Annotated in this window: 28 protein-coding genes; 16 read left to right on the top strand and 12 right to left on the bottom strand. The window is 34.3% G+C overall.

All coding sequences use genetic code 11. From position 1 onward, the window contains the following. Positions 1 to 6: 6 nt before the first annotated feature. Together B2Z27_RS17780 and B2Z27_RS17775 are read right to left on the bottom strand one after the other, a co-directional pair. Entirely contained in the window at positions 7 to 2,553 is a 2,547-nt protein-coding gene (locus B2Z27_RS17780) for a phosphoenolpyruvate carboxylase (RefSeq protein ID WP_058105978.1), read from the bottom strand. A gap of 297 nt (positions 2,554 to 2,850) precedes the next feature. Beyond that, complete coding sequence (locus tag B2Z27_RS17775) at positions 2,851 to 3,510, bottom strand: uracil-DNA glycosylase family protein (RefSeq protein ID WP_414673359.1); 660 nt, start codon at positions 3,508 to 3,510, stop codon at positions 2,851 to 2,853. A gap of 86 nt (positions 3,511 to 3,596) precedes the next feature. On the opposite strand from B2Z27_RS17775, the gene B2Z27_RS17770 reads away from it, so the two are divergent. Next, positions 3,597 to 3,725, top strand: coding sequence for a 30S ribosomal protein THX (locus tag B2Z27_RS17770; protein ID WP_071340068.1), 129 nt, complete (start codon positions 3,597 to 3,599; stop codon positions 3,723 to 3,725). 2 nt (positions 3,726 to 3,727) lie between these two features. Here the strand turns inward: B2Z27_RS17770 and B2Z27_RS17765 are convergent, their stop codons facing one another. The 4 genes from B2Z27_RS17765 to B2Z27_RS17750 all read right to left on the bottom strand — a co-directional run bounded on the left by B2Z27_RS17765 (position 3,728) and on the right by B2Z27_RS17750 (position 6,613). Further along, positions 3,728 to 4,093: a hypothetical protein gene (locus tag B2Z27_RS17765; RefSeq protein ID WP_058105976.1), complete on the bottom strand. Its 366-nt coding sequence runs from the start codon at positions 4,091 to 4,093 to the stop codon at positions 3,728 to 3,730. Positions 4,094 to 4,138: 45 nt separating this feature from the next. Further along, positions 4,139 to 4,900, bottom strand: a complete 762-nt coding sequence (gene yaaA / locus B2Z27_RS17760) for a peroxide stress protein YaaA (RefSeq protein ID WP_286814683.1) — start codon at positions 4,898 to 4,900, stop codon at positions 4,139 to 4,141. 90 nt (positions 4,901 to 4,990) lie between these two features. Next, positions 4,991 to 6,022, bottom strand: a complete 1,032-nt coding sequence (locus B2Z27_RS17755; RefSeq protein ID WP_058105974.1) for an RluA family pseudouridine synthase — start codon at positions 6,020 to 6,022, stop codon at positions 4,991 to 4,993. Next, on the bottom strand, positions 6,023 to 6,613 hold the full coding sequence (locus B2Z27_RS17750) for a PASTA domain-containing protein (protein ID WP_058105973.1): 591 nt from the start codon (positions 6,611 to 6,613) through the stop codon (positions 6,023 to 6,025). A gap of 176 nt (positions 6,614 to 6,789) precedes the next feature. Here B2Z27_RS17750 and B2Z27_RS17745 point away from each other — a divergent pair, with 176 nt between their 5' ends. From B2Z27_RS17745 to B2Z27_RS17720, 6 genes are all read left to right on the top strand, one after another. Continuing rightward, entirely contained in the window at positions 6,790 to 7,764 is a 975-nt protein-coding gene (locus B2Z27_RS17745) for a D-alanine--D-alanine ligase (protein ID WP_286814682.1), read from the top strand. A gap of 31 nt (positions 7,765 to 7,795) precedes the next feature. Then, the gene (coaD, locus tag B2Z27_RS17740; RefSeq protein WP_071340074.1) at positions 7,796 to 8,248 is read left to right on the top strand and encodes a pantetheine-phosphate adenylyltransferase; all 453 of its coding nucleotides are present in this window, start codon (positions 7,796 to 7,798) and stop codon (positions 8,246 to 8,248) included. A gap of 123 nt (positions 8,249 to 8,371) precedes the next feature. Further along, positions 8,372 to 10,219, top strand: coding sequence for an ATP-binding protein (locus B2Z27_RS17735; RefSeq protein ID WP_286814680.1), 1,848 nt, complete (start codon positions 8,372 to 8,374; stop codon positions 10,217 to 10,219). Positions 10,220 to 10,333: 114 nt separating this feature from the next. Next, a complete protein-coding gene (locus B2Z27_RS17730) occupies positions 10,334 to 12,187 on the top strand; it encodes a PAS domain-containing sensor histidine kinase (protein WP_286814678.1) in 1,854 nt (617 codons plus the stop codon). Beyond that, positions 12,174 to 12,578 carry a response regulator gene (locus B2Z27_RS17725; RefSeq protein ID WP_074669774.1) on the top strand — a complete coding sequence of 135 codons (405 nt, stop codon included), beginning with the start codon at positions 12,174 to 12,176 and terminating at the stop codon, positions 12,576 to 12,578. The genes B2Z27_RS17730 and B2Z27_RS17725 overlap by 14 nt, the downstream gene beginning before the upstream one ends. Before the next feature lie 66 nt (positions 12,579 to 12,644). Continuing rightward, positions 12,645 to 14,387, top strand: a complete 1,743-nt coding sequence (locus tag B2Z27_RS17720) for a M14 family metallopeptidase (RefSeq protein WP_286814677.1) — start codon at positions 12,645 to 12,647, stop codon at positions 14,385 to 14,387. A 2-nt stretch (positions 14,388 to 14,389) separates the two neighbouring features. Here the strand turns inward: B2Z27_RS17720 and B2Z27_RS17715 are convergent, their stop codons facing one another. Further along, the gene (locus B2Z27_RS17715) at positions 14,390 to 14,980 is read right to left on the bottom strand and encodes an NUDIX hydrolase (RefSeq protein WP_058106014.1); all 591 of its coding nucleotides are present in this window, start codon (positions 14,978 to 14,980) and stop codon (positions 14,390 to 14,392) included. Between the two features lie 7 nt (positions 14,981 to 14,987). Here B2Z27_RS17715 and pyrE point away from each other — a divergent pair, with 7 nt between their 5' ends. Both pyrE and B2Z27_RS17705 read left to right on the top strand, forming a co-directional pair. Further along, positions 14,988 to 15,632: an orotate phosphoribosyltransferase gene (pyrE, locus tag B2Z27_RS17710; protein ID WP_058105966.1), complete on the top strand. Its 645-nt coding sequence runs from the start codon at positions 14,988 to 14,990 to the stop codon at positions 15,630 to 15,632. Between the two features lie 3 nt (positions 15,633 to 15,635). Further along, a complete protein-coding gene (locus tag B2Z27_RS17705) occupies positions 15,636 to 16,028 on the top strand; it encodes an orotate phosphoribosyltransferase (RefSeq protein WP_074669776.1) in 393 nt (130 codons plus the stop codon). On the opposite strand, the gene B2Z27_RS17700 is transcribed toward B2Z27_RS17705, so the two are convergent. Then, the gene (locus B2Z27_RS17700; RefSeq protein ID WP_286814674.1) at positions 16,025 to 16,756 is read right to left on the bottom strand and encodes a biotin--[acetyl-CoA-carboxylase] ligase; all 732 of its coding nucleotides are present in this window, start codon (positions 16,754 to 16,756) and stop codon (positions 16,025 to 16,027) included. The genes B2Z27_RS17705 and B2Z27_RS17700 overlap by 4 nt on opposite strands. 93 nt (positions 16,757 to 16,849) lie before the next feature. Between B2Z27_RS17700 and rsfS the strand changes: the two genes are divergently transcribed. The 7 genes from rsfS (at position 16,850) to B2Z27_RS17665 (ending at position 22,165) form a co-directional block, all read left to right on the top strand. Then, positions 16,850 to 17,227, top strand: a complete 378-nt coding sequence (gene rsfS, locus B2Z27_RS17695) for a ribosome silencing factor (RefSeq protein ID WP_058105963.1) — start codon at positions 16,850 to 16,852, stop codon at positions 17,225 to 17,227. A gap of 9 nt (positions 17,228 to 17,236) precedes the next feature. After that, positions 17,237 to 19,240 carry an ATP-dependent zinc metalloprotease FtsH gene (ftsH, locus tag B2Z27_RS17690; RefSeq protein ID WP_058105962.1) on the top strand — a complete coding sequence of 668 codons (2,004 nt, stop codon included), beginning with the start codon at positions 17,237 to 17,239 and terminating at the stop codon, positions 19,238 to 19,240. Between the two features lie 41 nt (positions 19,241 to 19,281). Beyond that, entirely contained in the window at positions 19,282 to 19,893 is a 612-nt protein-coding gene (locus B2Z27_RS17685; RefSeq protein WP_091602316.1) for an LUD domain-containing protein, read from the top strand. Position 19,894: 1 nt separating this feature from the next. Then, entirely contained in the window at positions 19,895 to 20,698 is an 804-nt protein-coding gene (locus B2Z27_RS17680) for a phosphatidate cytidylyltransferase (RefSeq protein WP_058105960.1), read from the top strand. Beyond that, on the top strand, positions 20,688 to 21,371 hold the full coding sequence (locus tag B2Z27_RS17675; RefSeq protein ID WP_058105959.1) for a phosphatidylserine decarboxylase family protein: 684 nt from the start codon (positions 20,688 to 20,690) through the stop codon (positions 21,369 to 21,371). The genes B2Z27_RS17680 and B2Z27_RS17675 overlap by 11 nt, the downstream gene beginning before the upstream one ends. Next, positions 21,346 to 21,612, top strand: coding sequence for an acyl-CoA-binding protein (locus tag B2Z27_RS17670; protein ID WP_099192401.1), 267 nt, complete (start codon positions 21,346 to 21,348; stop codon positions 21,610 to 21,612). Before B2Z27_RS17675 ends, B2Z27_RS17670 begins: the two co-directional genes overlap by 26 nt. Before the next feature lie 79 nt (positions 21,613 to 21,691). After that, entirely contained in the window at positions 21,692 to 22,165 is a 474-nt protein-coding gene (locus B2Z27_RS17665) for a hypothetical protein (protein ID WP_058105957.1), read from the top strand. Here B2Z27_RS17665 and B2Z27_RS17660 read toward each other — a convergent pair. The 4 genes from B2Z27_RS17660 to B2Z27_RS17645 form a co-directional block, all read right to left on the bottom strand. Next, positions 22,159 to 22,923: a creatininase family protein gene (locus B2Z27_RS17660; protein ID WP_286814673.1), complete on the bottom strand. Its 765-nt coding sequence runs from the start codon at positions 22,921 to 22,923 to the stop codon at positions 22,159 to 22,161. The two genes, B2Z27_RS17665 and B2Z27_RS17660, sit on opposite strands and share 7 nt — an antisense overlap. An 82-nt stretch (positions 22,924 to 23,005) precedes the next feature. Then, a complete protein-coding gene (locus B2Z27_RS17655; protein WP_210706612.1) occupies positions 23,006 to 23,173 on the bottom strand; it encodes a lmo0937 family membrane protein in 168 nt (55 codons plus the stop codon). Positions 23,174 to 23,312: 139 nt separating this feature from the next. Further along, positions 23,313 to 24,197, bottom strand: coding sequence for a dienelactone hydrolase family protein (locus tag B2Z27_RS17650; protein WP_058105956.1), 885 nt, complete (start codon positions 24,195 to 24,197; stop codon positions 23,313 to 23,315). Positions 24,198 to 24,320: 123 nt separating this feature from the next. Beyond that, positions 24,321 to 26,951 (bottom strand): valine--tRNA ligase, encoded by a 2,631-nt coding sequence (locus B2Z27_RS17645; RefSeq protein ID WP_286814672.1) that lies wholly within the window; start codon positions 26,949 to 26,951, stop codon positions 24,321 to 24,323.

Below are 26,951 nucleotides of genomic sequence, written 5' to 3'. Positions count from 1 at the left end.
AAAAAACTATGCTGAGTTTCTACTAGCATTAATATTACCGTATAGTGATCTGGTAACAATCTTTTCGTACAATTCTTTATACTCCGTACCTTCTCCAATCCTTTGAAGCGCATATTGTTGAATAACCAATAAAGGCAAGACTATACTCTCACGAATTTTGATGGACTCCCTAGAAATTGCTTCTTTCTTCATTAATATTTCCATGCCAGATAGTTTTAGAAGCATTGCTTTAGATAATTCATATTCTGCATGAAGAATCTCCCAAAAAGCACCATACTCCTTATTTTCTTTCATATAACTGGTCAATTCAAAATAACATTTGGTAAGACTCATCATACTGTTCATCATCAAAGCTTGAAAGAACGGTACTTCTTGGTACAACCTTTTGGCCTCTTCAAATCTTCCATCTTTTTCAAGTTTCTCAAGAGCAGTACCAATACCATAATAACCTGGTACGTTCTGCTTTAATTGACTCCATGACCCTACAAATGAAATTGCCCTTAAATCAGACAATTCAAGTTTGGCCTTATTCCCTCTTTTTCCAGGTCTACTACCAATATTTGCTTTTGTGTAATATTTAAGCGTACTCATGTTTTCCAAGTACGGCATAAACTTATCATGGTGTTTTAGATCATCATACTTTTTAAAACTTAGTTCTGACAGCTCTTCAATCAACTCTCTATCAGCATCAGAAATAACAATTTCTTTTCCTAAAATTGTGTTAGACAATCCGGCGGTCAATAGTTGCTCACTATTATAAATAAACTGTTCTTTGGTACCATAAGTACTTGTTATGGTCTGCCCTTGAATAGTTAATTGAATTTCATTGTTCGCCACTTTATTGGTCTGGGCAGCATAAAAACGATGCGTTTTTCCACCTCCTCTTGCCGGTGGACCTCCCCTACCATCAAAAAATACGGCAGCAATATCATTCTGATCACAAACCTCTGAAAGCTCTTCTTTTGTCTTTAAAATTGACCAGTTGGCTTTTAAATAGCCTCCATCTTTAGTTCCATCGGAAAATCCAAGCATTATAGTCTGCTTTTTATTTCTATTTTCCAAATGGGCCATATACTCAGGTAAACTGAATAAAAACTTCATGGTATCTTGAGCTGTATCCATTCCGTTCATTGTTTCGAACAACGGCACTATATCAAACGTTATTTCTTTGTCTGCCCAGCCACACCATCTAAACAGTGCGTAAACAAACAAAATGGAATACTTATCTTCAGAATTACTGATAATGTATCTATTACATCCTTCTTCTCCATTTTTAGCCTGTATGGTTTGTAATTGAAGTATATTCTTAATAGTATCTTTTACAATATCTTCTTCATAATCATCTGCTACCAAATTTAAATTCTTATGCAAAAGAATATCCAATAATTCCTCGTCAGATAACTCACTTAGCTCATCATTTATAAAACCATTCTTTTTTAATACTTCTACCATAACTTTGGTATGCATACTATGGTCTTGACGTATATCTATTGTAGCAAAGTGCACCTTGAATATCTTTACCTTATCAATAAATTTCTCCAAATCTTTTAGATAAAGACTTTGGTATTTTTCTATTAATATGGATTGTATTTCTTCTAAAGGAACAATTAAATCTTCATAACCAATATCCTTAGAACTATCGAACATGGCCGTGTATAAATTACCCCTAAGCTTCTGCAACGGTTCTTGTACATCTTTAAAGGTGAGTTTATGCACCAAACCTTTAAGGTCATTATAATAGCACTTCATTAACGTTAAACGAAGCTCGTTCATTACATCTCTGGTGATATCTGCAGTTACAAACGGATTTCCATCTCTATCACCGCCAGGCCAAAAACCTAACTTGACAATGTCATGATTTTCAAAATTCTTTGACCCTGTACTACCCTTGATATAAGCATACATATCACCAATTGCATCATAATATACATGTCTTAGCGTGTAGATTATATTTTTGGCTTCATCTAATGGTGTCGGTTTTTTTGCATTGATCAAAGACGTAAGGCCTAATTGTTGAAGACCTACATCTATTTCATCAATTTTATCTTCTAATATTAAAGTTCTAAGGTTTGTAATGATATCTAAAACCGCCGGAGTATAAAATTGTGTTGGGTGCGCCGTTAAAACTATACGTGCACTGAACGTACTCAACTTGTCCCAAATAGTATCCCAAGATTTATTTTTTTCAACCAACTGAAAATAATCTTTTAATGACAATGAACTAGAATGCTTGTGTAACTTTGGGAACGCCGCATCTTCTACACTATCATAAAGAACAACTTGTCTTTCTACATACTGTATGATGCGAAACATAAAGTCTATTTGTTCTTTTTCTGATTTTATTTCTACAAAATTCTCGAAAAAATTCTCAAGAATTTCTTTTGGGTTTAGTCCGTCACTTAATCCCTTTTCAGATTGATTCAGTAATAAAGGAATCAACATACCTACATTTTCAATATTCTCATAGGGAAGGTTTAAGAATAGACTATTGTAAACATTAAATTTATTTTGAACAGATTTCTTAAATTCTGCTAATCTTTCTTTTTGTTGCATATATTAAAAAACTTTTAGTCGTACCATTACGACAAACTCTTTAAATTTCGAACATAAATATCGCTATTCCAAGAGAATTTAGAGAATGATTTTTGTGAAATATCATATTCCTAGAAGTATACCACAAAATTGTCTGTATTGACAACAAATATTCCAAAAAACAGTAGTGCCTATATATCTTTACAGTGTAAATAAGCAAAAAAATATTTTCATTTTCATATAGTGTTCTCGTAAAAGAGTCTTGTCTTAAAAGCAAGACTCTTTTTAGTTTATCCACTTACAGAACCATCTCTTCTATTAAAAATATTTTCTATACTGTAACACTCTAAAGTCTATAGTATTGAATTTAGGATTTTCACTTTTCATTTTCTTATACAAATCCAAACTACCTACTGCCCTATTTGCTGCACCAGAAGGTGCCGTTAACGAAACCGTTATTATGAGTTTATTAGTACTTGGGTGTACAAACTCATGAATTCTAGGCACCTCATTAGAAATCAATTTTAATGCTACCGCACTTTCCTTTAAATGTTTTCGGAAAAAATATTCCGGTCCATTTTTACTATTACCACCTGTAAATAAAAGGGTGTGTATTTTTTGATATTTTTCTAGATACCCGAGAACATTTCTTAATGCTATATTCTGCATACCTAAATCAGAAGCATCAATTTTCTCTCTTTCTGCAGAAGCTACTATGTCGCATATGCCAATTTTTCTATCCTTCAAAAATATTTTGCGCTGATCAATAGCTTTACTAGTGGTTTCAAATTTCAAATTAAGATCAAAGATTTTATTTAAAATAGGCCATAGCTGCCCGTCCCTGCTTCCGTAACAAAAGTTTACATCTCCTTCTTTTAAATCACCAGTAGTAAAACGAGGTGGCGGTAAGGTCCCCACTATAAGTTTTTCAGTAGAATCGTCAATAAATGGTTCATATGGGTGAATATGCTTAAAAATCTTTTGCATTAGTGATTTATTCTCTTGAGCCTATTAAAATGACCGATCATGACTAAATTACTTACTTTAATAGAAAGAACAATATTATGGGTAAAGGAGACAGAAAATCTAAAAAAGGAAAAATATCTAATAATTCTTACGGGGCAAGAAGACCTCGTAAAATTAAAAAGAGACCTACCGTAGAAGAAAAAATAAAAATCAGTAAAAAGAAATAGTTCTAATCGTCTATTCTAAAGGTTAAATCTACTTGGTTATCTTCATCCAAAGATATTTCATAGGTATAAAAACCAATAGGTAAGGAATCTGATAAAACATCTGTTGGAAAATAGTTAAGACTTGTTGAATCTGTAAGTATCGCTATTGCAGGATTGGCGAATGCAGTTTCAAACTCCATATAAGTTGAAAACTCATCTGCCGCAATATTCTCATACACAGTATCTTTATCCGCAATTCTTACTTCACTAAAAAAAAGTTCTGTGTTATTATGAATACGAATATTGACAAGATTAACCTCATCATCCCTATCAGTACACGAGAATAATAGGACAACGATAATTACAGATAGCAAATAAACCCTTTTCATAGACGTATTGTTATAACTTTAGAACGAAAAAGAGATAATAATATTTTATCTAATAAAAACGGGTTGATTTTCTTTTAAAGTATGCTCTTTACTAAACTGATAATCATCTAAATTAAAACCTTTTATATCTTCAAGAGTTTTTGCATTTGTATCAATAATATACCTTACCATAGAACCCCTAGCTTTTTTGGCAAAAAAGCTAATTATCTTTAACTTATCATTCTTCCAGTCTTTAAATACCGGAGTAATAATATCTGCTTTAATTTTTTTCGGTTTTAATGCACTATAATATTCGTTACTGGCTAAGTTCACCAATAGCTCTCCTTCTTCCATTTCATTGTTCAAATGATTGGTAAGCCTTTCTCCCCAATATTCATATAGGTTTTTCTTTCTTCCAATTTTTAAAGATGTTCCCATCTCTAAACGGTAAGGTTGCATAAGGTCTAGAGGTTTCAAAATACCATACTGCCCCGAAAGAATTCTGAGCGATTGTTGTAAAATTTCAATCTTCTCTTCGGTTAACGTATAAGCATCTAAGCCTTGGTATACATCACCGCTAAAGGCATAAATTGCCGGTCTGGCATTTTCAGGTGTAAACGGTGTAGTAAAATCTTGATTACGCTGCCAGTTTAATTGTGCCAAGTTATCTGAAATGGACATCAATTCAGAAAGTGCTTTTGGCTTTTTCTTCTTTAATATTTTATTCAGCTTTTCAGCATCTTCAATAAATTCTGGCGATGTATATTTAGTTGTTGGCAAGTCACTTTCATAGTTCAATGACTTTGCCGGAGAAATAACAATTTTCATAATGCAATTTTAATTCTCCAAAAATAAACATGATCAACTTGAAGACCTACAAAAGATATAAAAGAGTTTAAATAGTGGTATTGAAAAATCTTATGCTGTACTGTTCTTGCTATAGCTACGCCATTTTTCAATTGCATTGGCCATATCATCTGGTATTTCAGAATCAAAACTCATATGCTCACCCGTAACAGGATGTACAAAACCTAAAGTTTTGGCATGTAATGCCTGTCTAGGCAATAGTTTAAAGGTATTTTCCACAAATTGTTTATACTTTGTAAAGGTTGTTCCCTTTAATATTTTTTCACCACCATAACGCTCATCATTAAAAAGGGTATGACCTATATATTTCATATGAACCCTAATTTGATGTGTTCTACCCGTTTCTAGTTTACATGATACTAAAGTAACGTAACCTAATCTTTCCAAGACCTTAAAATGGGTAACTGCTTCTTTACCTTCTTCCCCTTCAGGAAAAACATGCATTTGCAATCTATTTTTAGGGTTTCTACCTACATGACCCTCCACAGTGCCTTCATCTTCTTCAATATTACCCCAAACTAAAGCTATATACTCCCTTTCTGAAGTCTTGTCAAAAAACTGCTTGGCCAAATGGGTCATTGCAGCTTCGGTTTTTGCTACGACCAGTAAGCCCGATGTATCTTTATCTATACGATGCACCAAACCGGGTCTCTCGTTACTGTTAGATGGCAAATTATCAGTATGATGTATTAAGGCATTAATTAAGGTTCCTGAATAGTTACCATGCCCGGGATGTACAACCATGCCTGCAGGTTTATTCACCACCAATAATACATCATCTTCATACACAATGTCTAAAGGTATATCTTCCGGAACCAATAAAAACTCATGCGGTGGATGCTCAAAAAGGACCTTTACCTCATCACCTGCCTTTACCTTGTAGTTAGATTTTACAATCTGATCATTGACCCAAACATGACCATCTTTCGCAGATTGTTGAATTTTATTTCGTGTAGCATTTTCAATAAAATTCATTAAAAACTTATCCACTCTTAAAGGTACTTGACCTTTAGACGCTACAACTCTATGATGTTCAAAAAGTTCGCCATCTTCATTCTCAGGGCGCTCCATGTTCTCTTCCATCTAATCTTCTGATTCAGATTTAATAATGGCTCTTTCGGTAATACTACCATTTCCACAGATCAATTCTATCTTAGATGTTTTTGGCAACTTATCGCCCGGCTTAATATCCTTACCCTTAAATTTTATACGGTACACCATATCTTTACCCAACTCATCTATATAGGTAACCCTTTGTACATCTAAACCAACTGCCTTTAACATTGAAGAGGCATTACGCTTGGTCACTTGAATTATTTGAGGAACGGTAACTTTCTTATATCCAGAAGGATTTACCGTAAAATACACCTTTCTATTTTCCTTTACTTTTGATCCTGCCGTAGGGTTTTGTTCTATGATTGAAAATCTAGGATAATCTGGATTGTAATTTGCAGAGTCCAACACTTCATATCGCAAACCGGCCTCTTCAATAGATTTTCTCATTTCCATGACAGACTTCTTAGAAAAGTCTGGCACTTCTACAAACTCACCATGATTAGTAGTACTGTTCAAGTACCTTAACACAAGAAAAATGGTGATTATCAATACCAGTACCGCAAGACCTAGTTGAATTAAAAAGGTTTTGCTTTTTAAAAAATTGAAAAAATTCCTCATAGATATTATTTGACCCGACAAATATAGTAAATGCCCCCGTACCAATTCATGCGCATAGATCTATAGTTAGACCATATCCATAAAAATAAATTCCCTTAGATGAATGCTAAAGGTTTTCTTTTATATTTTATTTCAATGCTTCATCTTTGCTAAAGCATTCTTAACTGACCAAATAGATGAAAAAAAATATTGCAATTATAATGGGCGGCTATTCTAGTGAATATAAAATATCGCTTAAAAGTGGTAATGTGGTCTATAATTACCTAGATAAAGAAAAGTTCAACCTTTATAGAATTCATATTTTTAAGGATAAATGGGTTCATGTCGATGATAATGAAAAGGAAACCCCCATTGACCGAAATAATTTTTCCATTCCCCTTAATGGCACATCGATAACGTTTGATTGTATTTTCAATGCTATTCACGGATCACCAGGTGAAGATGGCTTAATGCAAGCCTATTTTGAACTCTTAGGACTAAAACATACTTCATGTGATTTTTACCAGGCCGCCCTTACCTTTAATAAAAGAGATCTATTAAGTGTTCTTAAACCTTACGGCATTAAAGCAGCTCCATCTTATTACTTAAACTTAGGCGATGATATCAATGAAAATGAGATCATAGAAAAAGTAAAACTTCCCTGTTTTGTTAAAGCGAACAAATCTGGAAGTAGTTACGGCATCACCAAAGTATATGAAGCCAAAGACCTAAAAAGTGCCATTGAAACAGCATACAAAGAAGACGATGAAATTATTATTGAAGGTTTTCTTGAAGGAACCGAAGTATCCGTAGGTGTTTTAAAACTGAAGGGAGAAACAACTGTTTTCCCTCTTACCGAAATTGTTTCTGAAAACGATTTCTTTGATTACGAAGCCAAGTATGAAGGTAAATCACAAGAAATTACCCCTGCTAGAATTAATGATACACAATTGAAAAATGTTACTCAAGCCTCCAAGAAAATATACGATGTTTTAAAAATGACCGGTTTTTCCCGAAGTGAATTCATCTTTATTGGTGACGAGCCTTATTTATTGGAAATGAACACTACACCGGGTTTAACCACTGAAAGTATCTTACCTCAACAAGCAAAAGAGGCAGGTATTGACCTAGGCATGTTATTTGAACATGCTATAACAGAGGCATTGTCTTAAATTACCTATATTTAGAAAGTAAAACCAATTTATGAGACGCGCAATTTTTCCTGGTTCTTTTGACCCATTGACCTTAGGTCATCATGATATTATTATGAGAGGTATTACTTTATTTGATGAAGTAATTATTGCTATAGGAAAAAATGCAGACAAAAAATACATGTTCAGTCTAGAACAACGTATAAAATTTATTGAGGAAGCTTTCAAAGATGTACCATCTATATCCGTTAAGTCGTATGAAGGACTCACAGTAGATTTTTGTAAGAAAGTAGATGCTAATTTTATTTTAAGGGGATTACGTAATCCTGGAGATTTTGAATTTGAGAAGGCCATAGCCCATACAAATAGAAAGTTATCTGAGATAGAAACCGTGTTTTTATTGACCTCATCGGGCAAATCGTACATTAGTTCTTCTATTGTAAGAGACGTAATACGCAATGGAGGCGATTATACAGGTCTAGTACCCGATTCTGTAAGAAAATAGATGCATTTCATCGGCCTGACAACATAAAAGGCTACCTCAACCACACTTTTTCGCAAAAACACAACAATTTACGAGGCAAGGTTAGAATATTCTTATAATTTAGTAGGAAAATTCTTTCCAACCATGCTTAAATCAAAAAATAGTTCATCATTTTCTTTAGATTGGATCAACCAAATTCCATCGTCTATTGCTATAATAGATACTGGTTTTAATTTAATGAGTGCTTCACCTAGGTGGCTTGCCAATTTTCAATTGGATCTTGACCAAATAGAAGGTGAAAACTTTATAAGTTTATTTCCTGAACTGTCTCAAGACCTTTCTACCCGTTTAAAATATAGTTTAGACGGTTTGCGGGATATTAAATTTAAATACAACGCTAAAGATTGTCATTATTCATCCGAAGATTCCATATGGCACTTAAATCCCTGGAAAGATGGATATGGAAATATAATTGGTGTGATCATTAAAGTTGAGCCCATTTCAAAAACAGAAGAATTAGAACGGGAACTGAATAAAACAAAACTGTTACTTAATAATAAAAGTTCTGTCGCAAAAATTGGCAGTTGGGAGCTTGATATTATTAACAACTCTTTACACTGGACACCAATTGTAAATAAAATATATGGTGTAAAAACCGACTTTGAACCAACTTTGGAAAAGGCTATTGATTTTTATGTAGATGATTCTAAAAATATAATTCAAAAAGCAGTGGATGAGGCTATTAACCTAGGTAAACCTTGGAATATAAATGCTCAACTTAAACAACAGAATGGAAATATTATTTGGGTTAACACCATTGGTAGACCAAAGTTTAAAGATGGTAAATGCATTAGAATTATAGGAACCATTCAAAAGGTTGACAAAGAAAACCAAATTGATATTCGACTTTCAAAATTAGAAGACGAACTTAATGAATACCCATTATTTGAAAAAATTCCACAAGGGCTTGCCATTGTTGATTATGAAACCGGAAGATTTATAAATGTCAATCATCAATTTTTAAAATTATCTGGATTTGAGAAGGCCACTTTCTTAAACAAGAGCTTTAAAAAATTCGTTAATTCTTCAGTCACCGGAAAATTAGAAAGTTTAACAGATCAATTAGAAGAAAACGGCGCATTTAAGCCTGTTAAATTCACCTTCACCAATAAACTAAAACATCATTTAAATTTAAAGGTTACAGGTAATTTAGTTGTGGGTAAAAACAATAAAAAGAGTATTCTCTGCACTGTAGAAAATATTACCACACAAACCAAATTAGAAAAAAAATTAAAGAATACCATTTCGGCATCAAGAGAAAAAAATGATCAACTTCTTAATTTTGCCCACATGGTTTCTCACAACCTTAAAACACACGCTACTAACTTTTCGTTGCTCTTAAACTTTCTTAATGACGAGAAAGGCCTAACCCAGCGAAATAAGTATATGACAATGCTTTTTAACGCATCTGACAATTTATCTGAAACAATTAAAGGTCTAAGGGAGATTGTAGCGGTTAAATCAAATGTAAACAATGAAAAAAAGTCACTAAACCTTAATGAAAGTGTTTTTGTCGTAGAGCAAAATGTAGCTGGGTTACTTAAACAGACCAACGGCAAAATCATTAATGAAATTTCAGATGATACGACCATTAAGGCATTACCCGCCTATTTAAATAGTATTTTGACCAACTGCATTACCAATTCTATTAAATATAGGTGTGAAGAAAAAAAACCTATCATAATTTTAAGCGTACAGGAAGATAAAAACTATACCACTTTAAGCGTTGAGGATAACGGATTGGGGATAGATTTGGAAAAGTATGGAGACCAACTTTTTGGTCTTTATAAGACCTTTCATAGAAACAAAGAATCTAGAGGTATTGGTCTTTACATCACAAAAAACCAAATGGAAGCCATGAACGGTAAAATCACTGTAGAAAGCACACCTGGGCAAGGTTCTATTTTTAGGTTTCATTTTAACAAAAAGTAAAAACATAATTAAAAAGTAGTTTTTTAAATCTTTTACAACGTAAATGGCAGCATTCACAACAATTATATAGTTAAATATGTCATTCCCGTTAAATTCGTAAGAAATTTCATCGGTATGGTAAAAGTTCCCCTAACATCAAATGCCTCGTACTTAATTAGACAATTGCCGGCACCAACAGCCTTCATTGATACTAATTTTAATATTGTTCAGACTTCTGACAAATGGACGAGTCTTTTTAATAAAAATAATGAGTGCTGTAAATCTGATAGCTTATTTGACGTTTTTCCCGATTTAAGCCATAAATGGAAAATGGTAATAGAAAATTGTTTTAACGGTAATCCTCAGCCAATGGGCATTCATAAAGCCACTGATTGCGACGGACAAGAGCTTTGGTTCGAGTGGAGCAATGCGCCTTGGTATGATGTTGATGAAAATATCGTTGGGGCCATCATTCAATTAAGTAACATTACCGATGCAGTAAACAATGAGCTTGAATTGAACAAGAAAGAACTATTTCTTCAACAACAAGCAGAAATTAGCAAAATTGGTAGATGGGAGTATAACATTGCCGAAAATCAACTTATTTGGTGCGAAACTACCAAAGCCATACACGAGGTACCGCAAAATTTTTCTCCGAACATTGAAAATGCCTTATTTTATTACAAAGAGGGACATAGTAGAAATACTATATCAATGGCTTTGTACGAAGCACAAAATAAAGGGAAGGCTTGGAGTAATTTAAAATTGCAGATCATAACAGCTGCCGGAAAAGAAAAATGGGTAATGGCCGGGGGGAAACCTATTTATAATAAAGGTGAAATGGTTGGTCTTATAGGTACTTTTCAAGATATACATGAGCAGGTTGAAGCAAACATTAAAACTATAGATAATGAAAAACTGTTAAGAACGCTAATTGACAATTTACCTGTTAACGTATACATTAAGGATACAGAATCCAGAAAGGTATTGATCAATAAAGCGGAATGCGAATACCTAGGCGTAAAAGACCCTAAAGAAATTATTGGTAAAAATGATTTTGATCTGTACCCCTTAAAAGCTGCAGAAAAAATACGAGAAGAGGATTTAAAAGTAATGAATACCCTTGAACCTATTATTGGCAAGGAAACAAAAAAAACAACTTTAGACGGCAAGTCTACATCTTTTCTTAGTTCTAAAATTCCATTATTAAACAGTAAAGGGATAGCTTATGGCATTGTTGGCATTAGTTTAGACATTACAAAACTTAAAGAAAAGGAAAAAGAGTTAAGAAACATTATAAACATTGCCTCGGTACAAAACAAAAAACTACTGAACTTTGCACATATAGTCTCACATAATTTACGTTCTCACTCGGCAAATTTTTCAATGCTGCTGAACTTTTTAGAAAACGAAAAAGATGAAGATGAAAAGACAAAGATCGTAGAAATGTTGACCAAGGCCTCTAATAGCTTACTTGAAACCTTAGACAATTTAAATGAAGTAGTTTCAATAAATACAAACACCAATATAGAAATTAAAGAACTTTATTTAAATGAAAAGATAACAGATGCTAAGCAAGGTTTATCTTCACTTATTTTAAACAATAATGCCATTATTGAAAATAACATACCGGAAGATTTCACGGTAAGTTCAGTACCGGCATATTTAGATAGCATTTTAACCAACTTTATTTCTAATGCGGTAAAATATAAACACCCAGAAAGAGAAGCCAAGGTTGAATTAAGTGCAGAGAAAAAAGATAATTATTCAATATTGACCATAAAAGACAATGGTTTAGGAATAAATTTGGAGAAATATGGCAAAAAACTCTTTGGTATGTATAAAACCTTTCATGACCATAAAGATGCCAGAGGTATAGGACTATACCTAACCAAAAACCAAATTGACGCTATGAACGGTAAAGTTGAAGTTAGTAGTGTAGAAGGAGAAGGAACAGAATTTAAAATTTTCTTTAATGAAAAAAATTAGTGATATCACTATTATAGATGACGACGCAATTACCGTTTTTGGTTTGCGAAAATTAATCTCTTCTAGCGTAGATTGTAATACCATTGCATCATATGCAAATGGCAAAATTGCCATAGACGCAATGATCAATTTTTTTAATAATGAACAACAAATTCCGCAAATTATATTTTTAGATATCAATATGCCTATTATGGATGGATGGGAGTTTTTAGAAGCTTTCATCAATCTTCCCATTACCGATAAAATTAGAATTAATATTGTTACCTCTTCAATTGACCCTCGTGACCAACAACAATGGGAATATTTTAAAGGTAAAAGTCATCATCTCATAACTTTTAACCAAAAACCCATTGATAGAAATAAAATTGTAGAAATTACCCAAGTTGCATAAACCAATAAAGTAATCCTTATTTTTACAATCAATTAATGGCCTTTAAACCAATTTAATTGATTGTTCATGAAAGCGATCCTACCTCTATTATTGTTTTTTTCATTGATTTCTTGCGAGAATAAGATTGAAGATACTAAAACAGATTTTCCTACACCGTTTGAAACTTCCAATAAAACCGAAACGGCTACCTATGAACAGGTAATAGATTTTTACATAAAACTTGCCAAAGAATTTTCAACTATAAACATACAGACCATTGGCACTACTGATAGTGGCAAGCCGCTACATGTGGTAACATTTAGTAGCAAAGGTGATTTCGATTTCAAAAAATTAGCGACGAACAATACCATGTTATTGATCAATAACGGTATTCATCCTGGGGAGAGTGATGGTATAGATGCTACCATGTTACTTTTTAGAGATTTGGCAAGCAATGAAATTAAAACGCCCAAAGAAACCATTATTGCTACCATACCTGTTTATAATGTTGGTGGCGCCCTTAATAGGAACAGTACCACACGTGCCAACCAAAACGGTCCGGTTGAATATGGTTTTAGAGGTAATGCCAAGAACTATGACCTTAATAGGGATTTTATAAAAACGGATACCAAAAACACAGAAACCTTTACCAAGATTTTTCATCTAATTGATCCAGATGTTTTTATAGATAACCATGTTAGCAACGGTGCGGACTATCAATACACCCTTACCCATTTATTTACCCAGCACAACAAATTAGGAGGAAAATTGGGTAAATATGTTCATGATGACCTAATGCCCCAACTACAAGACTCTTTATTGAACAACGGGTGGGATATTACGCCCTATGTAAATGTATTTAACTCACCACCAGAAAAGGGATTTCAGCAATTTCTGGACAACCCTAGGTACTCTACGGGGTACACCACGCTATGGAATACCGTTGGTATGATGGTAGAGACACATATGCTAAAACCCTACGATCAACGTGTAGCGGGAACGTACCAACTCATGTTGAACATGATTGCAATATCAGAAAAAGATGGTCGCAAAATAAAAGAAATGAGAAATGCTGCAAAAAACGCTTTTCAGCAGAATGATTACTACCCTACTCAATGGCAAGTAGATACAACTAAAGCTTCAAATTTTATATTTAAAGGGTTTAAGGCCGATACATTAACTAGTGAAATTACAGGTTTTAACAGACTAAAATATAACCGAGAAGTACCTATAGAAACTGAAATAACTTATCAAGATTATTTTAAGGCATCTGACTCCATCCAAATACCAAAAGCATACGTACTAGGAAAGCAGTGGCACAATGTTATTAAAAGATTGGATTTGAATAAAATTTCGTACACTGAATTAAAACAAGATTCCTCGATATTGGTCGAATCATATCAAATTGACGATTACAGTACGTATACATCACCTTACGAAGGTCATTATCCTCATTATAATACTTCTGTAAACGTGACCAATATTACTAAAGAATTTAAAGCTGGTGATATTGTAATACCAGTAAATCAACCCGGTCTTAGGTATATTATTGAAACGTTGGAGCCTAGTGCCGTAGATTCATTTTTTAACTGGAACTTTTTTGATACTATTCTACAACAAAAAGAAGGTTTTTCTCCTTATGTTTTTGAGGACACCGCTTTAGAGATGCTAAACAATGATACCATACTAAAATCTGAATTTGAAAATAAAAAGATAGAAGACTTAGATTTTAAGAACAACTGGTACCTACAACTAAAATGGTTATTTAAACATAGTAAACACTATGAGGAGGCTTACATGCAATATCCGATCTATAGAATAACTTACTGAATTTAATCTTCTTCAAATAGAATTCTTATGTTCACATAAGAATTCTCCAAGGCTTTTTTAATTTTTTCAGGACCTTTCCATCTAACTTTAAAAATGCCTTCTTTTTTTTCAGGTTTTAATTTACCCTCATAATCGGTACTCATTTCGTACCAAAATACTTGTTTGAGTTTGGTAATACCATTACGTCTAAAAACATGATATGTAGTGCGCAAGTAATTATCCAATCGGAGGCCTTTGACCCCTGTTTCTTCCTCTACTTCACGTATGGCACACTCTTCAATTGTTTCGCCTTTATCAAGTTTTCCTTTTGGCAAATCCCACTTATCATTTCTATAAATGAAAAGAACTTTTCTTTCCTTATTGTACACAACACCACCTCCTGCAATAACCAGTGGTATTTCTTGCGTAAACTTTTTTAAAATTTCATCGTGGTTTGGGTGGTATATGAACGCTTCCTCCAACTTCCCCTTCCTCAATGAACTTATAGCCTCTTCAATAGACTCCTTATTTAACAAAAAATACTCACCCTTTGTGGTATCGGAGAGTTTATTTGTTAAAATCAAAGGCAATTCATTAACAAAAACTTTATACATTTGCGTCATGGTTTTAGACAAAAACACTGCAAAAAAAACGGCAGAGCTTCTCTTGCAAATTAATGCAATAAAATTGAAACCCGAAAATCCTTTTACATGGGCTTCGGGTTGGAAATCTCCTATATATTGCGACAATAGGATTTTACTTTCTTACCCTATCATCCGAAACTATATTCGTGATGAAATGGCTAAGCAAGTTGAACAATTATATGGCAAGCCAGATTGTATTGTTGGGGTTGCCACCGGGGCAATTGGCATTGGTGCTTTGGTAGCGGACAAACTCAACCTACCATTCGTATATGTACGTCCTGAGCCTAAATCGCACGGGCGCCAAAATCAAATAGAAGGTCATTTAGAAGCACACCAAACGGTGGTTGTGATCGAAGATTTAATCAGTACCGGTAAAAGCAGCCTAAATGCCGTAAAGGCACTAAAAGCAATAGATGCCAAAGTTAAAGGTATGTTGGCTATTTTTACCTATGGTTTTGAAACTGCCGATTCTAATTTTAAAGAAGAAAATACAGAGTTGCACACGTTAAGCAATTACGCTCATTTAATTGAACAAGCTTCTGACACTGGTTATGTAAAAGAAGAGCAATTAGCAACTTTAATGGAATGGAGGAAAGACCCTTCTAAATGGACAAATAAATAATATATGTTTATAGAAACGCCTAAGGCACAAGTAGCAAAAAGTAAAGAAGATACTTTTAACTTTTTGAACGAACTATCTAATTTTAGACAGTTAATGCCAGAAAACATTGATAAGTTCGAAGTACTTAATGAAAATAGATTTCTTTTTGCCTTAAAAGGCATGCCCGAAATTGTATTGGAAAAAAAAGAGCAAACTCCTTTTGAACAAATAATTTTAGGTGCGGCCAGTGATAAATTGCCATTCACCTTAACGGCAGACATCCAAGAAGTTGATGGTCAGCAAAGTGAAGTTATTTTAAGCTTCAAAGGTGAATTTAATGCCATGATGGCCATGATGATCAAATCACCAATTACCAATTTCATAAATACGCTTTCAACAAATTTGTCAAAAATCTAATACAGTAACTGTATTTCTTTTAAGCCAAATTCTTGAAAATCACCATTTACTAGTTTCACTACCAATTTACCGTCAATAGAAACTTTTTCAATTGTACCGGTAATTTGTTCGTCATCGTGAATCTTGAACGTACTCATTTGCCCTTTTTTAAATAAATGGGCATGATACTGTGCATATAATTCACTTTCCATTAATTGAAAAGGTTTGATCATGTTTTGATGTAGATGTTCTATCAGAGAATAAAAAATTTCATCAAGATCAAAATCAGTACCCGTTATCGCATTTAATGAAGAGGCATGTGGTGCGCTTTTAAATGATTTTTGGTTCACATTTAAACCAAAACCAATTATACTCCGCTTTATTTTAGAACCAGTTATGATATTTTCGATCAAAATACCGCCGATTTTGTAATTACCTGACAGAATGTCGTTTGGCCATTTAATACTTAAATCAGGTATATCAAAATCTTTTAAGCTCTCTATTATAGCCAATGAAACACAAACACTTACAAGAAATACTCGTTGAATAGGAATATCCAAATTCTTTTTCAATATACTGAATGCTAGATTCTTACCAGGCTCAGATTCCCATTTCGCATTTAACTGCCCCCTACCTGAAGTTTGATTTTTGGTAGTTACGACAGTAAAATCACCTAACTCCCTTTTAAATGACAAATCTTTTAAATAGGTATTTGTAGATTGCGTGGCATCAAGTTTGATTATTTGCATTTACAGTTCTTATTGTGAATCTTTAATGTATTGTTAAAAACTAGACCTAAAAGAACAAAAAAATAATAACTTTGTAAAAATTAAAATTTTTGAATGCAGGAAAATAAAACTAGCGCAGATGAGTTAATTGCATTAATTATACAAGGAGTTGACGAAGTAAAAGGACAAAATGTAAATCTATTAGATTTAAGAGAAATTGAAAACACCGTTTGTGATTACTTCATAGTTTGTAACGGTACGTCCAATACGCATGTAAATGCGATCGTAGGTTCTATCCAAAAAACAGTAAGTAAAGCGATTCAAGATAAACCCTGGCACGTAGAAGGCGAGGACAATGCCGAATGGGTATTGATGGACTATGTAAACGTAGTAGTCCACGTATTCCAAAAGCAAGTTCGAGAATTTTATGACATAGAAGGTTTATGGGGTGATGCAAAATTCACGACCATAGAAAGTAGCGTTAATCAATAAAAAATTAAAATGGCAAAAGAAAACAAAACAAATCCGAAAAAACCAAAATTTAGTTCTTGGTGGATTTACGGATTGGTAGCAGTATTACTTATTGGATTTCAACTGTTCAATAGTGATGACCTAGCTAGCACACAAAAAACGACTACTTCAGAATTACAGCAGTATTTGAGAAATGGTGATGTAAAAAAGATATTGATCATCACCAATACCAATCAAGCTAAGGTTTTTTTAACCGATGAGGCTATCGCAAAAGAAGTACATAAAGATGTAAACGAGAAGTCTTTTCTTCCATCATCTGGCAATGTACCTCAGTATACATTAGACTATGGTGATCTTCAAATATTTCAAAATGAAATAACTGAAATCAAAAAAGAGAACAACTTAGATACCATTATTGAATTTGGAAAAGAATCTACAGCCATTTTAGATTTCCTTTTATCCTTATTACCATTTGTATTGATTATTGGTATTTGGATCTATCTAATGCGTAGAATGTCTGGCGGAGGCGGAGGCGGTGCCGGTGGACAGATCTTCAACATCGGAAAATCTAAAGCGAAGTTGTTTGACGAAAAGACAGATACAAGAACTTCTTTTAAAGACGTTGCCGGTTTAGAAGGTGCAAAAGAAGAAGTTGAAGAGATCGTAGAATTCTTAAGAAATCCGGATAAGTATACATCATTAGGTGGTAAAATACCAAAAGGTGCATTACTAGTAGGACCTCCAGGAACAGGTAAAACACTTTTAGCCAAAGCCGTTGCAGGTGAAGCTAAGGTACCTTTCTTCTCTTTATCCGGTTCAGATTTCGTTGAAATGTTCGTAGGTGTAGGTGCATCTAGAGTACGTGACCTGTTTAAGCAAGCTAAAGACAAATCTCCAGCAATTATATTTATTGATGAAATTGATGCTATAGGTAGAGCCAGAGGAAAAAATAACTTCACGGGATCTAATGATGAACGTGAAAATACATTGAACCAGTTATTGACCGAAATGGATGGTTTTGGCACTAACACCAATGTAATAGTACTTGCCGCTACCAACCGTGCAGATGTTTTGGATAAAGCATTAATGCGTGCCGGTAGATTTGATAGACAGATTTATGTTGACCTACCGGATATTCGTGAGCGTAAGGAAATTTTTGAAGTTCATTTAAGACCTATTAAAACTGCCGAGACTTTAGATTTAGATTTCTTGGCAAGACAAACACCTGGTTTCTCAGGTGCTGATATCGCCAATGTATGTAATGAAGCCGCTTTAATAGCTGCTCGTAATGAAAAGAAAGCGGTAACCAAACAAGATTTCCTAGACGCTGTAGATAGAATTGTTGGCGGTCTTGAAAAGAAAAATAAGATTATAACACCTGGTGAAAAAGAAACCATTGCTTACCACGAAGCTGGTCACGCAACCACAAGTTGGATGCTAGAACACGCTGCACCGTTAGTAAAAGTTACTATTGTACCAAGAGGACAATCTTTAGGAGCAGCTTGGTATTTACCTGAAGAGCGCTTGATCGTTAGGCCTGAACAAATGCTTGATGAAATGTGTGCAACTATGGGCGGTAGAGCTGCTGAAAAGGTGATTTTCAACAAAATTTCCACAGGCGCTTTGAGTGACCTGGAGAAAGTAACCAAACAAGCTAGGGCAATGGTTACTATTTACGGACTTAATGATGAAATAGGAAACATTACTTATTATGATTCATCAGGTCAAGATTCTTATGGATTCTCAAAACCATACAGCGAAGACACCGCTCGTAAAATAGATGCCGAAATTTCAAAAATTATTGAAGAACAGTATCAACGTGCCATTAAAGTTTTAACGGACAATAAAGATAAACTAACCACTTTAGCAGAACGATTGTTGGAGAAAGAGGTTATCTTTAAGGAAGATTTGGAAAAAATCTTTGGTAAGCGAAATTTTGAAAAAGATATTTTAGCGTTAGAAAACGAAAAGAAACTTAAAGAAGAAGAGGATAATAATTCTACAGAGCAGCAAGAAATTACTGAAAATAAGTAAAATTGCAGTACTTTAGATAAGCAATTAGTTCAATAGTATAAATGGGGTTTTTAGATATTTTATTTGGTGGCGGCAAGAAGAAAGTTTCGAAAGAAACAGCAGAAACGCGTGGTGACCATATGCCCGATTTAAATATACCTGTTGATGAAAAATTTACTATTCATTTTAAACAGAATGGAGGTAAATTTATCTATTGCGATTCTGACAATGAGGTTTCACGAGCCATACAGAACATAGTTACTGAAAATAATTGGGAGAATGAGCCTTTCTTTGTTCTCAATGAAAGGCTAGCCCAAAAATTTTCTAAAGAACCTATTTCCTTTACCGACAATGCTAGACAAAGCGAAGTATTCTTTACTACCTGCGAACATTTAATTGCACAAAATGGTAGTATTTTAGTTTGCTCTAACCAATTACTGGAAAAAAAGGTTAATGAACTACCAAGTAACGTAGTTGTTTTTGCGACTACAAGTCAATTGGTAGAATCTATTGGAGAAGGTCTTAAGACCATAAAAAAGAAGTATGGCCAAAAAATACCGGCCAACATAACCACTTTAAAACACTTTAAAGCTACCGCAGAAAATTCAGATGATTTTCTAACGTATGGTAGTAGTACTAAAAATCTTTATCTTTTACTACTGGAAGATTTATAGTATGAAAGAAATTTTACGAAGGTCATTAACTGGGGCTGTATATATCATTTTATTGCTGTCAGCAGTGTTTTTAAGCTCCGATGCGTTCGATTTTCTATTTATGACCTTTGGACTAGCATGCCTTTACGAGTATAAAAAATTGGTTCGTCTTAAAGGATATCACATATTTGCAGCATACTTAGCGCTTTGGTGGGCATTTATATATTTGGTAAAAGACCAGCAGGTTATTAATATACTTATGCTAATTACTATAGTAGTAGATATATTTCTATTGATCAACCTTTTTACAAAAAAACCTTTAGTACTCAACACTCCATTAAAATTTATAGTAGGATTGTTTTACATTGGTGGAGGATGTATTTTTCTTACTATGATACCTTATAAAAATGATGCATTTGCCAAATTATTGATCATGGGCATTTTTATATTGATATGGGTAAATGATTCATTTGCATATTTAGTTGGGAAAAGTATTGGGCGTACTAAACTTTTTCCATCAGTTTCTCCTAAAAAAACTATTGAAGGTACTTTAGGAGGTTTTATATTTGCACTGGCAGCAGCTTATCTTATGGCAACTTTTGAGGAGCTAATTAGTCCTATTCAATGGATGATACTTGCTACTGTTATAGTTGTTGCGGGTAGTTTAGGAGATTTAATAGAATCTAAATTCAAACGAACAGCTGGCGTTAAGGATAGTGGAGCCATATTACCAGGTCATGGTGGTATGCTTGATCGTTTGGATAGTTTGGTTTTTGCAGCACCGTTTGCATATTTAACTTTAAATATTTTTAGTTATGTTTCATAGAGAGGGACAAAAAATAATATTGTTTTCTTTTTTACTTGTTGGGGTTAGTATATTATTGGCCCATTTCTTTATTGATATAGCATGGCTGAAGCTAACGGTACAAATACTTGGCTTAATTATCTTGATAATTATACTACAGTTTTTTAGAAACCCTAAAAGACTGGCCAAAAAAGATTTTAATGAAATTTTGTCTCCTGTAGATGGCAAGGTTGTAGTTATTGAAGAAGTAGAAGAGAAAGAATATTTTAAGGATAAGAGAAGGCAAGTATCTATCTTCATGTCTCCCGTTAACGTACATGTTACCAGATACCCTGCAAGCGGTAGTATTACTTTCTCAAAATATCACCCAGGTAAGTACCTAGTAGCATGGCACCCAAAATCAAGCGAAGAAAACGAAAGAACAACGGTAGTCATAAAAACACCTAAATTCGGAGAAATTCTTTACCGACAAATTGCGGGTGCATTGGCCAGGCGAATTGTAAATTATGCTGAAGAAGGTGAAAGTGTGCAGCAAGGTGACGATGCCGGTTTTATCAAGTTTGGCTCAAGAGTAGATTTGTTTTTACCACTAGACTGCCAAATTAATGTAAAACTTAACCAAAAAGTTAAAGGCGCCGGCACGTGTATTGCTACTTTTATTGACCCAAATGAAAAAGACGAACTTACATACTGAATTTGAGAAGACGGTTGATTTGGTAAATAACTATACTGAACCTATACCTGCAGATGTTCTTTTAAAACTTTATGCCTATTACAAAATAGCGAATGCTAATTTTGAAAACCCAGGCAGTAAAACTCCCTTGATAAATGCATTTAAGGCAAACGCCCTTTTTCAAGCCAAGAATATGAGCAAAAAAAAGGCTATGCAAGCTTATATTGAATTAGCTACGAAAGAATTGAAGACAGGACAATGACCTTTTGTAAAATTTAATTTAAATTTATAGTTGTTGCAGTAGAGTTTAAAATTTTTTTTAAACATATGACACGTGCCAAATGAAACAACTAGAAAAATTAAAACTCAACATTCTCAGAATCTCCATAGGACTTGTTTATCTATTTTTTGGCTTTATAAAATTTATACCCAATCTAAGTCCGGCCGAAGATTTAGCCACCAATACAATCGGAATTTTGACTTTTGGAATTTTGCATTCCTCCTTAAGCTTAATTGTATTAGCAGTTGTTGAAACCTTAATAGGCGTCTTTCTCATTGCAAACTGGAAACCCAGGATTTTTATCAGTATAGCTATAGTTCACATACTTTTCACGTTTACTCCTTTATTTTTATTACCAGAAGAAATTTTTGGCAAAGGTGAATTGGTTTTTACCTTGGCAGGGCAATATATAGTTAAGAATATAATCATTTTGAGTGCCCTTTTATCCTTAAAAATAGATTTGAATAACAATCTTGAAAAAACTGCCAGTACGGAACCATCGTCAGAACAATTGATTGCCATTAAAAATCAATGATATAAATCTTCTAAATCCGCATCACAAAGAGAACAGATAAGATCTTCTAATTTTTCACATACATCATTAAAAAAACGTTGTCCTTTTTCAGCAGTTGCATACTCCGGATTACCTATCCCTGTGTCACTACTAACTTTAGACCATTGGCGTTCTGCCCAAGCCCAACCCTCATTATAAGCTTTGATCTTAAATTTTTTAGCACTACCACTACCCCATGTTTCTTTCGCCAATACCAGTTCTGGTCTTAAATAAAGCATTAGGCTAGTCTCCATCTCATCTGCATGATCACCTTTTTCCTTGAAATATTTAGATTTATCTAACATTGGTGGAAAAAAGCAGAAGCTGATGAACATCTTCGGAAACATTAAACCCAGTTCCCTAACAATCGGTTTAAAGTTATTACCACCATGCCCATTAAATAATAATAGCTTTCTAATTCCCTGTCTATCTAACACGGTTACCAAGTCTTTCAATATTGCCAATTGGGTAGAAGGATTTAAATTCATATCTAAATAAATATCCTTTTGCCCTGTATTGACACCATAAGGTATGGTGGGCAAAATAATTACTTTTTTACCCTTTTCCCATGCCCTCTTACCAGCAGCTTCAACCATATTTTCAGCTTGGTAGTTATCTGTGCCATATGGCAGATGATAATTATGTGCTTCTGTTGCACCCCACGGTAATACCGCCAGTTCTATATTTTCATCCTTTAAATGATTCCAGTTTGTTTCTGCTAGTATATATGGTCGTATCATAGTATTAAAGATACTATATACGCATAAAAAAACCCTTGAATAAATTCAAGGGTCTGTATATTATTTACTTAATGTAATGAATTTATAGGACTTTTTTACCAGATATAATGTTGTATAAAATTACAATAACTGCAATCACCAATAAAATATGTACCAAACTACCGGTTGCAAGTCCAGGAACAATTCCTAGCATTCCTAATAACCATATAATAATTAAAATAACTGCTACTAACCATAATAGACTTCTCATAATGTGTGTTTTTAGATTGTTTATATGGTAAATTTAATGGGATTACCTCTGTTCTCTTAACTCAAACGAATAGATTACTAGCTCTAAATCAGCGCCATACCATCAACACCCTTCACTATAAGTATTAAAAACCAACCACTTACATTAAATTTTCCTTAAAAAAATCAATGGTTCGCGACCATGCCAATTCTGCTGCCGGTTCGTCATATCTTGGAGTAGACGTATTATGAAAACCATGATTAACTTTCGGATAGAAATAGGCTGTATTTTCTTTACCCAGCTCATTAAGCTTTTTTTCATATTCAGGCCATCCGGCATTTACACGTTCGTCCAAACCTGCGTATTGCAGTAATAAAGGAGCGTTTATATCTTCTATTCCTTCCGTAGGCTGACCGCCATAAAATGGAACAGCAGCTGCCAATTCCGGCACTTTCACTGCCATCATATTAGAGATCCATCCACCGAAACAAAAACCTACAACCCCTATCTTACCTGTACACCCTTCATGATTCTTTAAATAATTAAATGCTGCAATAAAATCCTCAAGCATTTCATTTCTGTCTCTTTTCCGTTGCATTTCCCTACCTTCATCATCATTTCCCGGATAACCACCTAACGGACTTAAAGCATCTGGGGCAATCGTGATAAAACCCGCTAGAGCAGCTCTTCTTGCCGTATCCTCAATATACGGATTCAAACCTCTATTTTCATGTACCACCACTATACCCGGTAACTTTACGTCAGCTGATTTTGGTTGTGATAGTAATGCCTTAATCTCCCCACCGCCTTTTGGCGAATCATAGGTAATAAAACCAGAATCAAGATCAGGATTGTTTTTATCAACCAATAACGTAGTTTCGTAATCAGGCATTAAAAAACTCATTAACGAAGGTACCGTAATACCACCTACCGCATACATTGATAGTTTTTGCACAAAGTCTCGCCGTTCTAGTTTATTATGCGCATAGGCATCGTAAAGATCAAACACTTCTTGTTTAATATCCTCTTTTCTTAATGATTTCATTTTCAAAGCTTTTTGGTTCTATTTAAAATTACAAAAAGCACTTGAGTGTGTCCATGATTTTAACAATAGAAAAAGCCTCACTCCCAAAAATAGGAATGAGGCTTTGTTATTTATTAAAGAATATTAGCCTAAACTTGCTAAACTCTTTTCTAAAGTTTCAATTTTAGCCTCGGCATCAGCTAATTTTTGACGCTCAATTGCTATTACCTTTTCAGGGGCATTATTGACAAAACGCTCATTAGATAATTTCTTTTGAACAGACTGTAAGAATCCTTTGGTATATTTCAACTCTTCATTAATCTTCACAATTTCAGCCTCAATATCTATAGCACCTTCCATAGGTACAAAGTATTCGTTACTCTTTACCCTAAATGTCAATGCACCTTCTAACTGCTCTTCTGTATAAGCAATATCAGAAACATTGGTAAGTTTTGATATAACAACATCAAAACGATCGCTCACCTTTTCGGTATTTAAAACAGATAATTCCATTGCTTCTTTCATAGGAATATTCTTGTTCTTTCTTATAGTTCTGATACCGGCAATAACCTCAGCGGCAAAATCGAACTCTTCCAATAATTGTTCATCTATTTTACCTACTGTTGGCCACTTTGCAATCACCAATGCTTCGCTCTCGCTCCTTTTTGAAATATGCTGCCACACCTCCTCGGTCAAAAATGGCATGAACGGATGTAACAATTTCAAGTTCTGCTCAAATAGCTGAATTACCTTATCAAAAGTAATTTTATCAATAGGTTGTTGGTATGCAGGTTTAATAATCTCCAATAAAGAAGAACTATAATCATCCCAAACCAATTTATAAATTGACATTAAAGCATCGGAAATACGGAACTTGCTAAAGTGATCCTCTATCTCTAGTAAAGTCTTGTTCAGTTTAGACTCGTACCACTCTAAACCAAGTTTTGATGCTTCGGGCTGTGGTATATCTGCAACCTCCCAACCTTTAACCAATCGGAAACCGTTCCAAATTTTATTGGCAAAGTTTTTTCCTTGCTGACACAGATCTTCATCGAACATTAAATCGTTACCTGCTGCCGAACTTAACAATAAACCAACACGTACGCCATCCGCTCCATAATCTTCAATTAATTTTAAGGCATCTGGCGAGTTCCCCAAAGATTTAGACATCTTGCGACGTTGCTTATCCCTTACCAAGCCTGTGAAATAAACATTCTCAAAAGGTTTCTTACCTCTAAACTCATACCCGGCAACTATCATTCTAGCTACCCAAAAGAATAGAATATCCGGACCCGTAACCAAATCGTTGGTAGGATAGTAATAATTCACCTCTTCATTATCCGGATCCATAATGCCTCCGAATACACTCATTGGCCATAACCAAGATGAAAACCAAGTATCTAGCACATCGGCATCTTGTCTTAAATCACTTTCCTGCAAATCTGAATTGCCAGATTTCTCCTTTGCCAGTTCTAAGGCCTCCTTTAAATTAGCGGCAACCACAAAATCTTCTTGACCGTCGCCAAAATAGAACGCCGGTATCTGTTGTCCCCACCACAATTGTCTAGAGATGTTCCAATCACGAACGTTCTCCATCCAATGGCGATATGTATTTTCAAATTTCTTTGGATGCAGTTTTACATCTCCACTTTCCAACACTGCTTCTAAAGCGGGTTTTGCCAAATCTTCCATTTTTAAAAACCACTGATCAGACAGTTTAGGTTCTATGACAGCTTTGGTTCTTTCTGAGGTACCTACCTTATTGATATGGGTTTCGGTTTTTACCAAAATACCCTTTTCCTCCAATTCTTTTGAGATTTCTTTTCTAACTACAAAACGATCTTTACCCTCGTAATGCATACCAAAACTATTTAAGGTGGCATCATCATTAAAGATATCTATAGTCTCCAAGTTATGCTTTTCGCCTAGCGCTTTGTCATTTATGTCATGCGCAGGTGTCACCTTTAAACAACCGGTACCAAACTCTACATCAACGTACTCGTCTTCTATAATAGGTATTACCCTATTACAAATAGGCACAATAACGTTTTTACCTTTTAAATGGGTAAAGCGCTCATCGTTAGGGTTAATACATATAGCTGTATCACCCAAAATAGTCTCCGGTCTTGTGGTAGCAATGGTCACTTTTTCATCTGAACCTTCTATGGCATATGACAAATAGTACAACAAACCTTGTTTTTCTTCATATACCACTTCTTCATCAGACAATGTTGTTTGCGCCTCTGGATCCCAATTTACCATACGATAACCGCGATAAATCAACCCTTTATTATAAAGGTCTATGAACACTTTTATAACACTATCATATCTTTCTTGGTCCATAGTGAACGCTGTACGGTCCCAATCACAAGAACAGCCCAATTTCTTTAACTGCTCTAGTATGATACCCCCATACTGGTGTGTCCAGTCCCAAGCATGTTTCAAAAACTCTTCCCTTGTAAGGTCATTTTTATTGATACCTTGCTCTTTTAGTTTAGCCACCACTTTTGCCTCTGTAGCAATAGATGCGTGATCCGTACCAGGTACCCAGCATGCATTTTTACCTAATAAACGAGCTCTTCTGATCAATACATCTTGTATAGTATTGTTCAGCATATGCCCCATATGAAGAATACCGGTTACGTTTGGTGGTGGTATTACAATACTATAAGGTTCCCTATCATCGGGAACCGAATGAAAATATCCGTTTTTCATCCAATACTCATACCATTGAGATTCTGTGGACTGCGGATTATATTTTGAAGGAATTTCCAT

Source organism: Maribacter sp. UBA3344 (assembly GCF_002362375.1).
Classification (GTDB): domain Bacteria; phylum Bacteroidota; class Bacteroidia; order Flavobacteriales; family Flavobacteriaceae; genus Maribacter; species Maribacter dokdonensis.
The sequence above is the reverse complement of the archived record's forward strand: the minus strand, read 5'-3'. Positions and strand labels throughout refer to the sequence as shown.

Coding starts and splice junctions, on each gene's coding strand:
- B2Z27_RS17780 (WP_058105978.1), bottom strand. CDS start 2,553: ATGCAACAAAAAGAAAGATTAGCAGAATTTAAGAAATCTGTTCAAAAT.
- B2Z27_RS17770 (WP_071340068.1), top strand. CDS start 3,597: ATGGGTAAAGGAGACAGAAAATCTAAAAAAGGAAAAATATCTAATAAT.
- B2Z27_RS17765 (WP_058105976.1), bottom strand. CDS start 4,093: ATGAAAAGGGTTTATTTGCTATCTGTAATTATCGTTGTCCTATTATTC.
- yaaA (WP_286814683.1), bottom strand. CDS start 4,900: ATGAAAATTGTTATTTCTCCGGCAAAGTCATTGAACTATGAAAGTGAC.
- B2Z27_RS17755 (WP_058105974.1), bottom strand. CDS start 6,022: ATGGAAGAGAACATGGAGCGCCCTGAGAATGAAGATGGCGAACTTTTT.
- B2Z27_RS17750 (WP_058105973.1), bottom strand. CDS start 6,613: ATGAGGAATTTTTTCAATTTTTTAAAAAGCAAAACCTTTTTAATTCAA.
- B2Z27_RS17745 (WP_286814682.1), top strand. CDS start 6,790: ATGAAAAAAAATATTGCAATTATAATGGGCGGCTATTCTAGTGAATAT.
- coaD (WP_071340074.1), top strand. CDS start 7,796: ATGAGACGCGCAATTTTTCCTGGTTCTTTTGACCCATTGACCTTAGGT.
- B2Z27_RS17735 (WP_286814680.1), top strand. CDS start 8,372: ATGCTTAAATCAAAAAATAGTTCATCATTTTCTTTAGATTGGATCAAC.
- B2Z27_RS17730 (WP_286814678.1), top strand. CDS start 10,334: ATGGTAAAAGTTCCCCTAACATCAAATGCCTCGTACTTAATTAGACAA.
- B2Z27_RS17725 (WP_074669774.1), top strand. CDS start 12,174: ATGAAAAAAATTAGTGATATCACTATTATAGATGACGACGCAATTACC.
- B2Z27_RS17720 (WP_286814677.1), top strand. CDS start 12,645: ATGAAAGCGATCCTACCTCTATTATTGTTTTTTTCATTGATTTCTTGC.
- B2Z27_RS17715 (WP_058106014.1), bottom strand. CDS start 14,980: ATGTATAAAGTTTTTGTTAATGAATTGCCTTTGATTTTAACAAATAAA.
- pyrE (WP_058105966.1), top strand. CDS start 14,988: ATGGTTTTAGACAAAAACACTGCAAAAAAAACGGCAGAGCTTCTCTTG.
- B2Z27_RS17705 (WP_074669776.1), top strand. CDS start 15,636: ATGTTTATAGAAACGCCTAAGGCACAAGTAGCAAAAAGTAAAGAAGAT.
- B2Z27_RS17700 (WP_286814674.1), bottom strand. CDS start 16,756: ATGCAAATAATCAAACTTGATGCCACGCAATCTACAAATACCTATTTA.
- rsfS (WP_058105963.1), top strand. CDS start 16,850: ATGCAGGAAAATAAAACTAGCGCAGATGAGTTAATTGCATTAATTATA.
- ftsH (WP_058105962.1), top strand. CDS start 17,237: ATGGCAAAAGAAAACAAAACAAATCCGAAAAAACCAAAATTTAGTTCT.
- B2Z27_RS17685 (WP_091602316.1), top strand. CDS start 19,282: ATGGGGTTTTTAGATATTTTATTTGGTGGCGGCAAGAAGAAAGTTTCG.
- B2Z27_RS17680 (WP_058105960.1), top strand. CDS start 19,895: ATGAAAGAAATTTTACGAAGGTCATTAACTGGGGCTGTATATATCATT.
- B2Z27_RS17675 (WP_058105959.1), top strand. CDS start 20,688: ATGTTTCATAGAGAGGGACAAAAAATAATATTGTTTTCTTTTTTACTT.
- B2Z27_RS17670 (WP_099192401.1), top strand. CDS start 21,346: ATGAAAAAGACGAACTTACATACTGAATTTGAGAAGACGGTTGATTTG.
- B2Z27_RS17665 (WP_058105957.1), top strand. CDS start 21,692: ATGAAACAACTAGAAAAATTAAAACTCAACATTCTCAGAATCTCCATA.
- B2Z27_RS17660 (WP_286814673.1), bottom strand. CDS start 22,923: ATGATACGACCATATATACTAGCAGAAACAAACTGGAATCATTTAAAG.
- B2Z27_RS17655 (WP_210706612.1), bottom strand. CDS start 23,173: ATGAGAAGTCTATTATGGTTAGTAGCAGTTATTTTAATTATTATATGG.
- B2Z27_RS17650 (WP_058105956.1), bottom strand. CDS start 24,197: ATGAAATCATTAAGAAAAGAGGATATTAAACAAGAAGTGTTTGATCTT.
- B2Z27_RS17645 (WP_286814672.1), bottom strand. CDS start 26,951: ATGGAAATTCCTTCAAAATATAATCCGCAGTCCACAGAATCTCAATGG.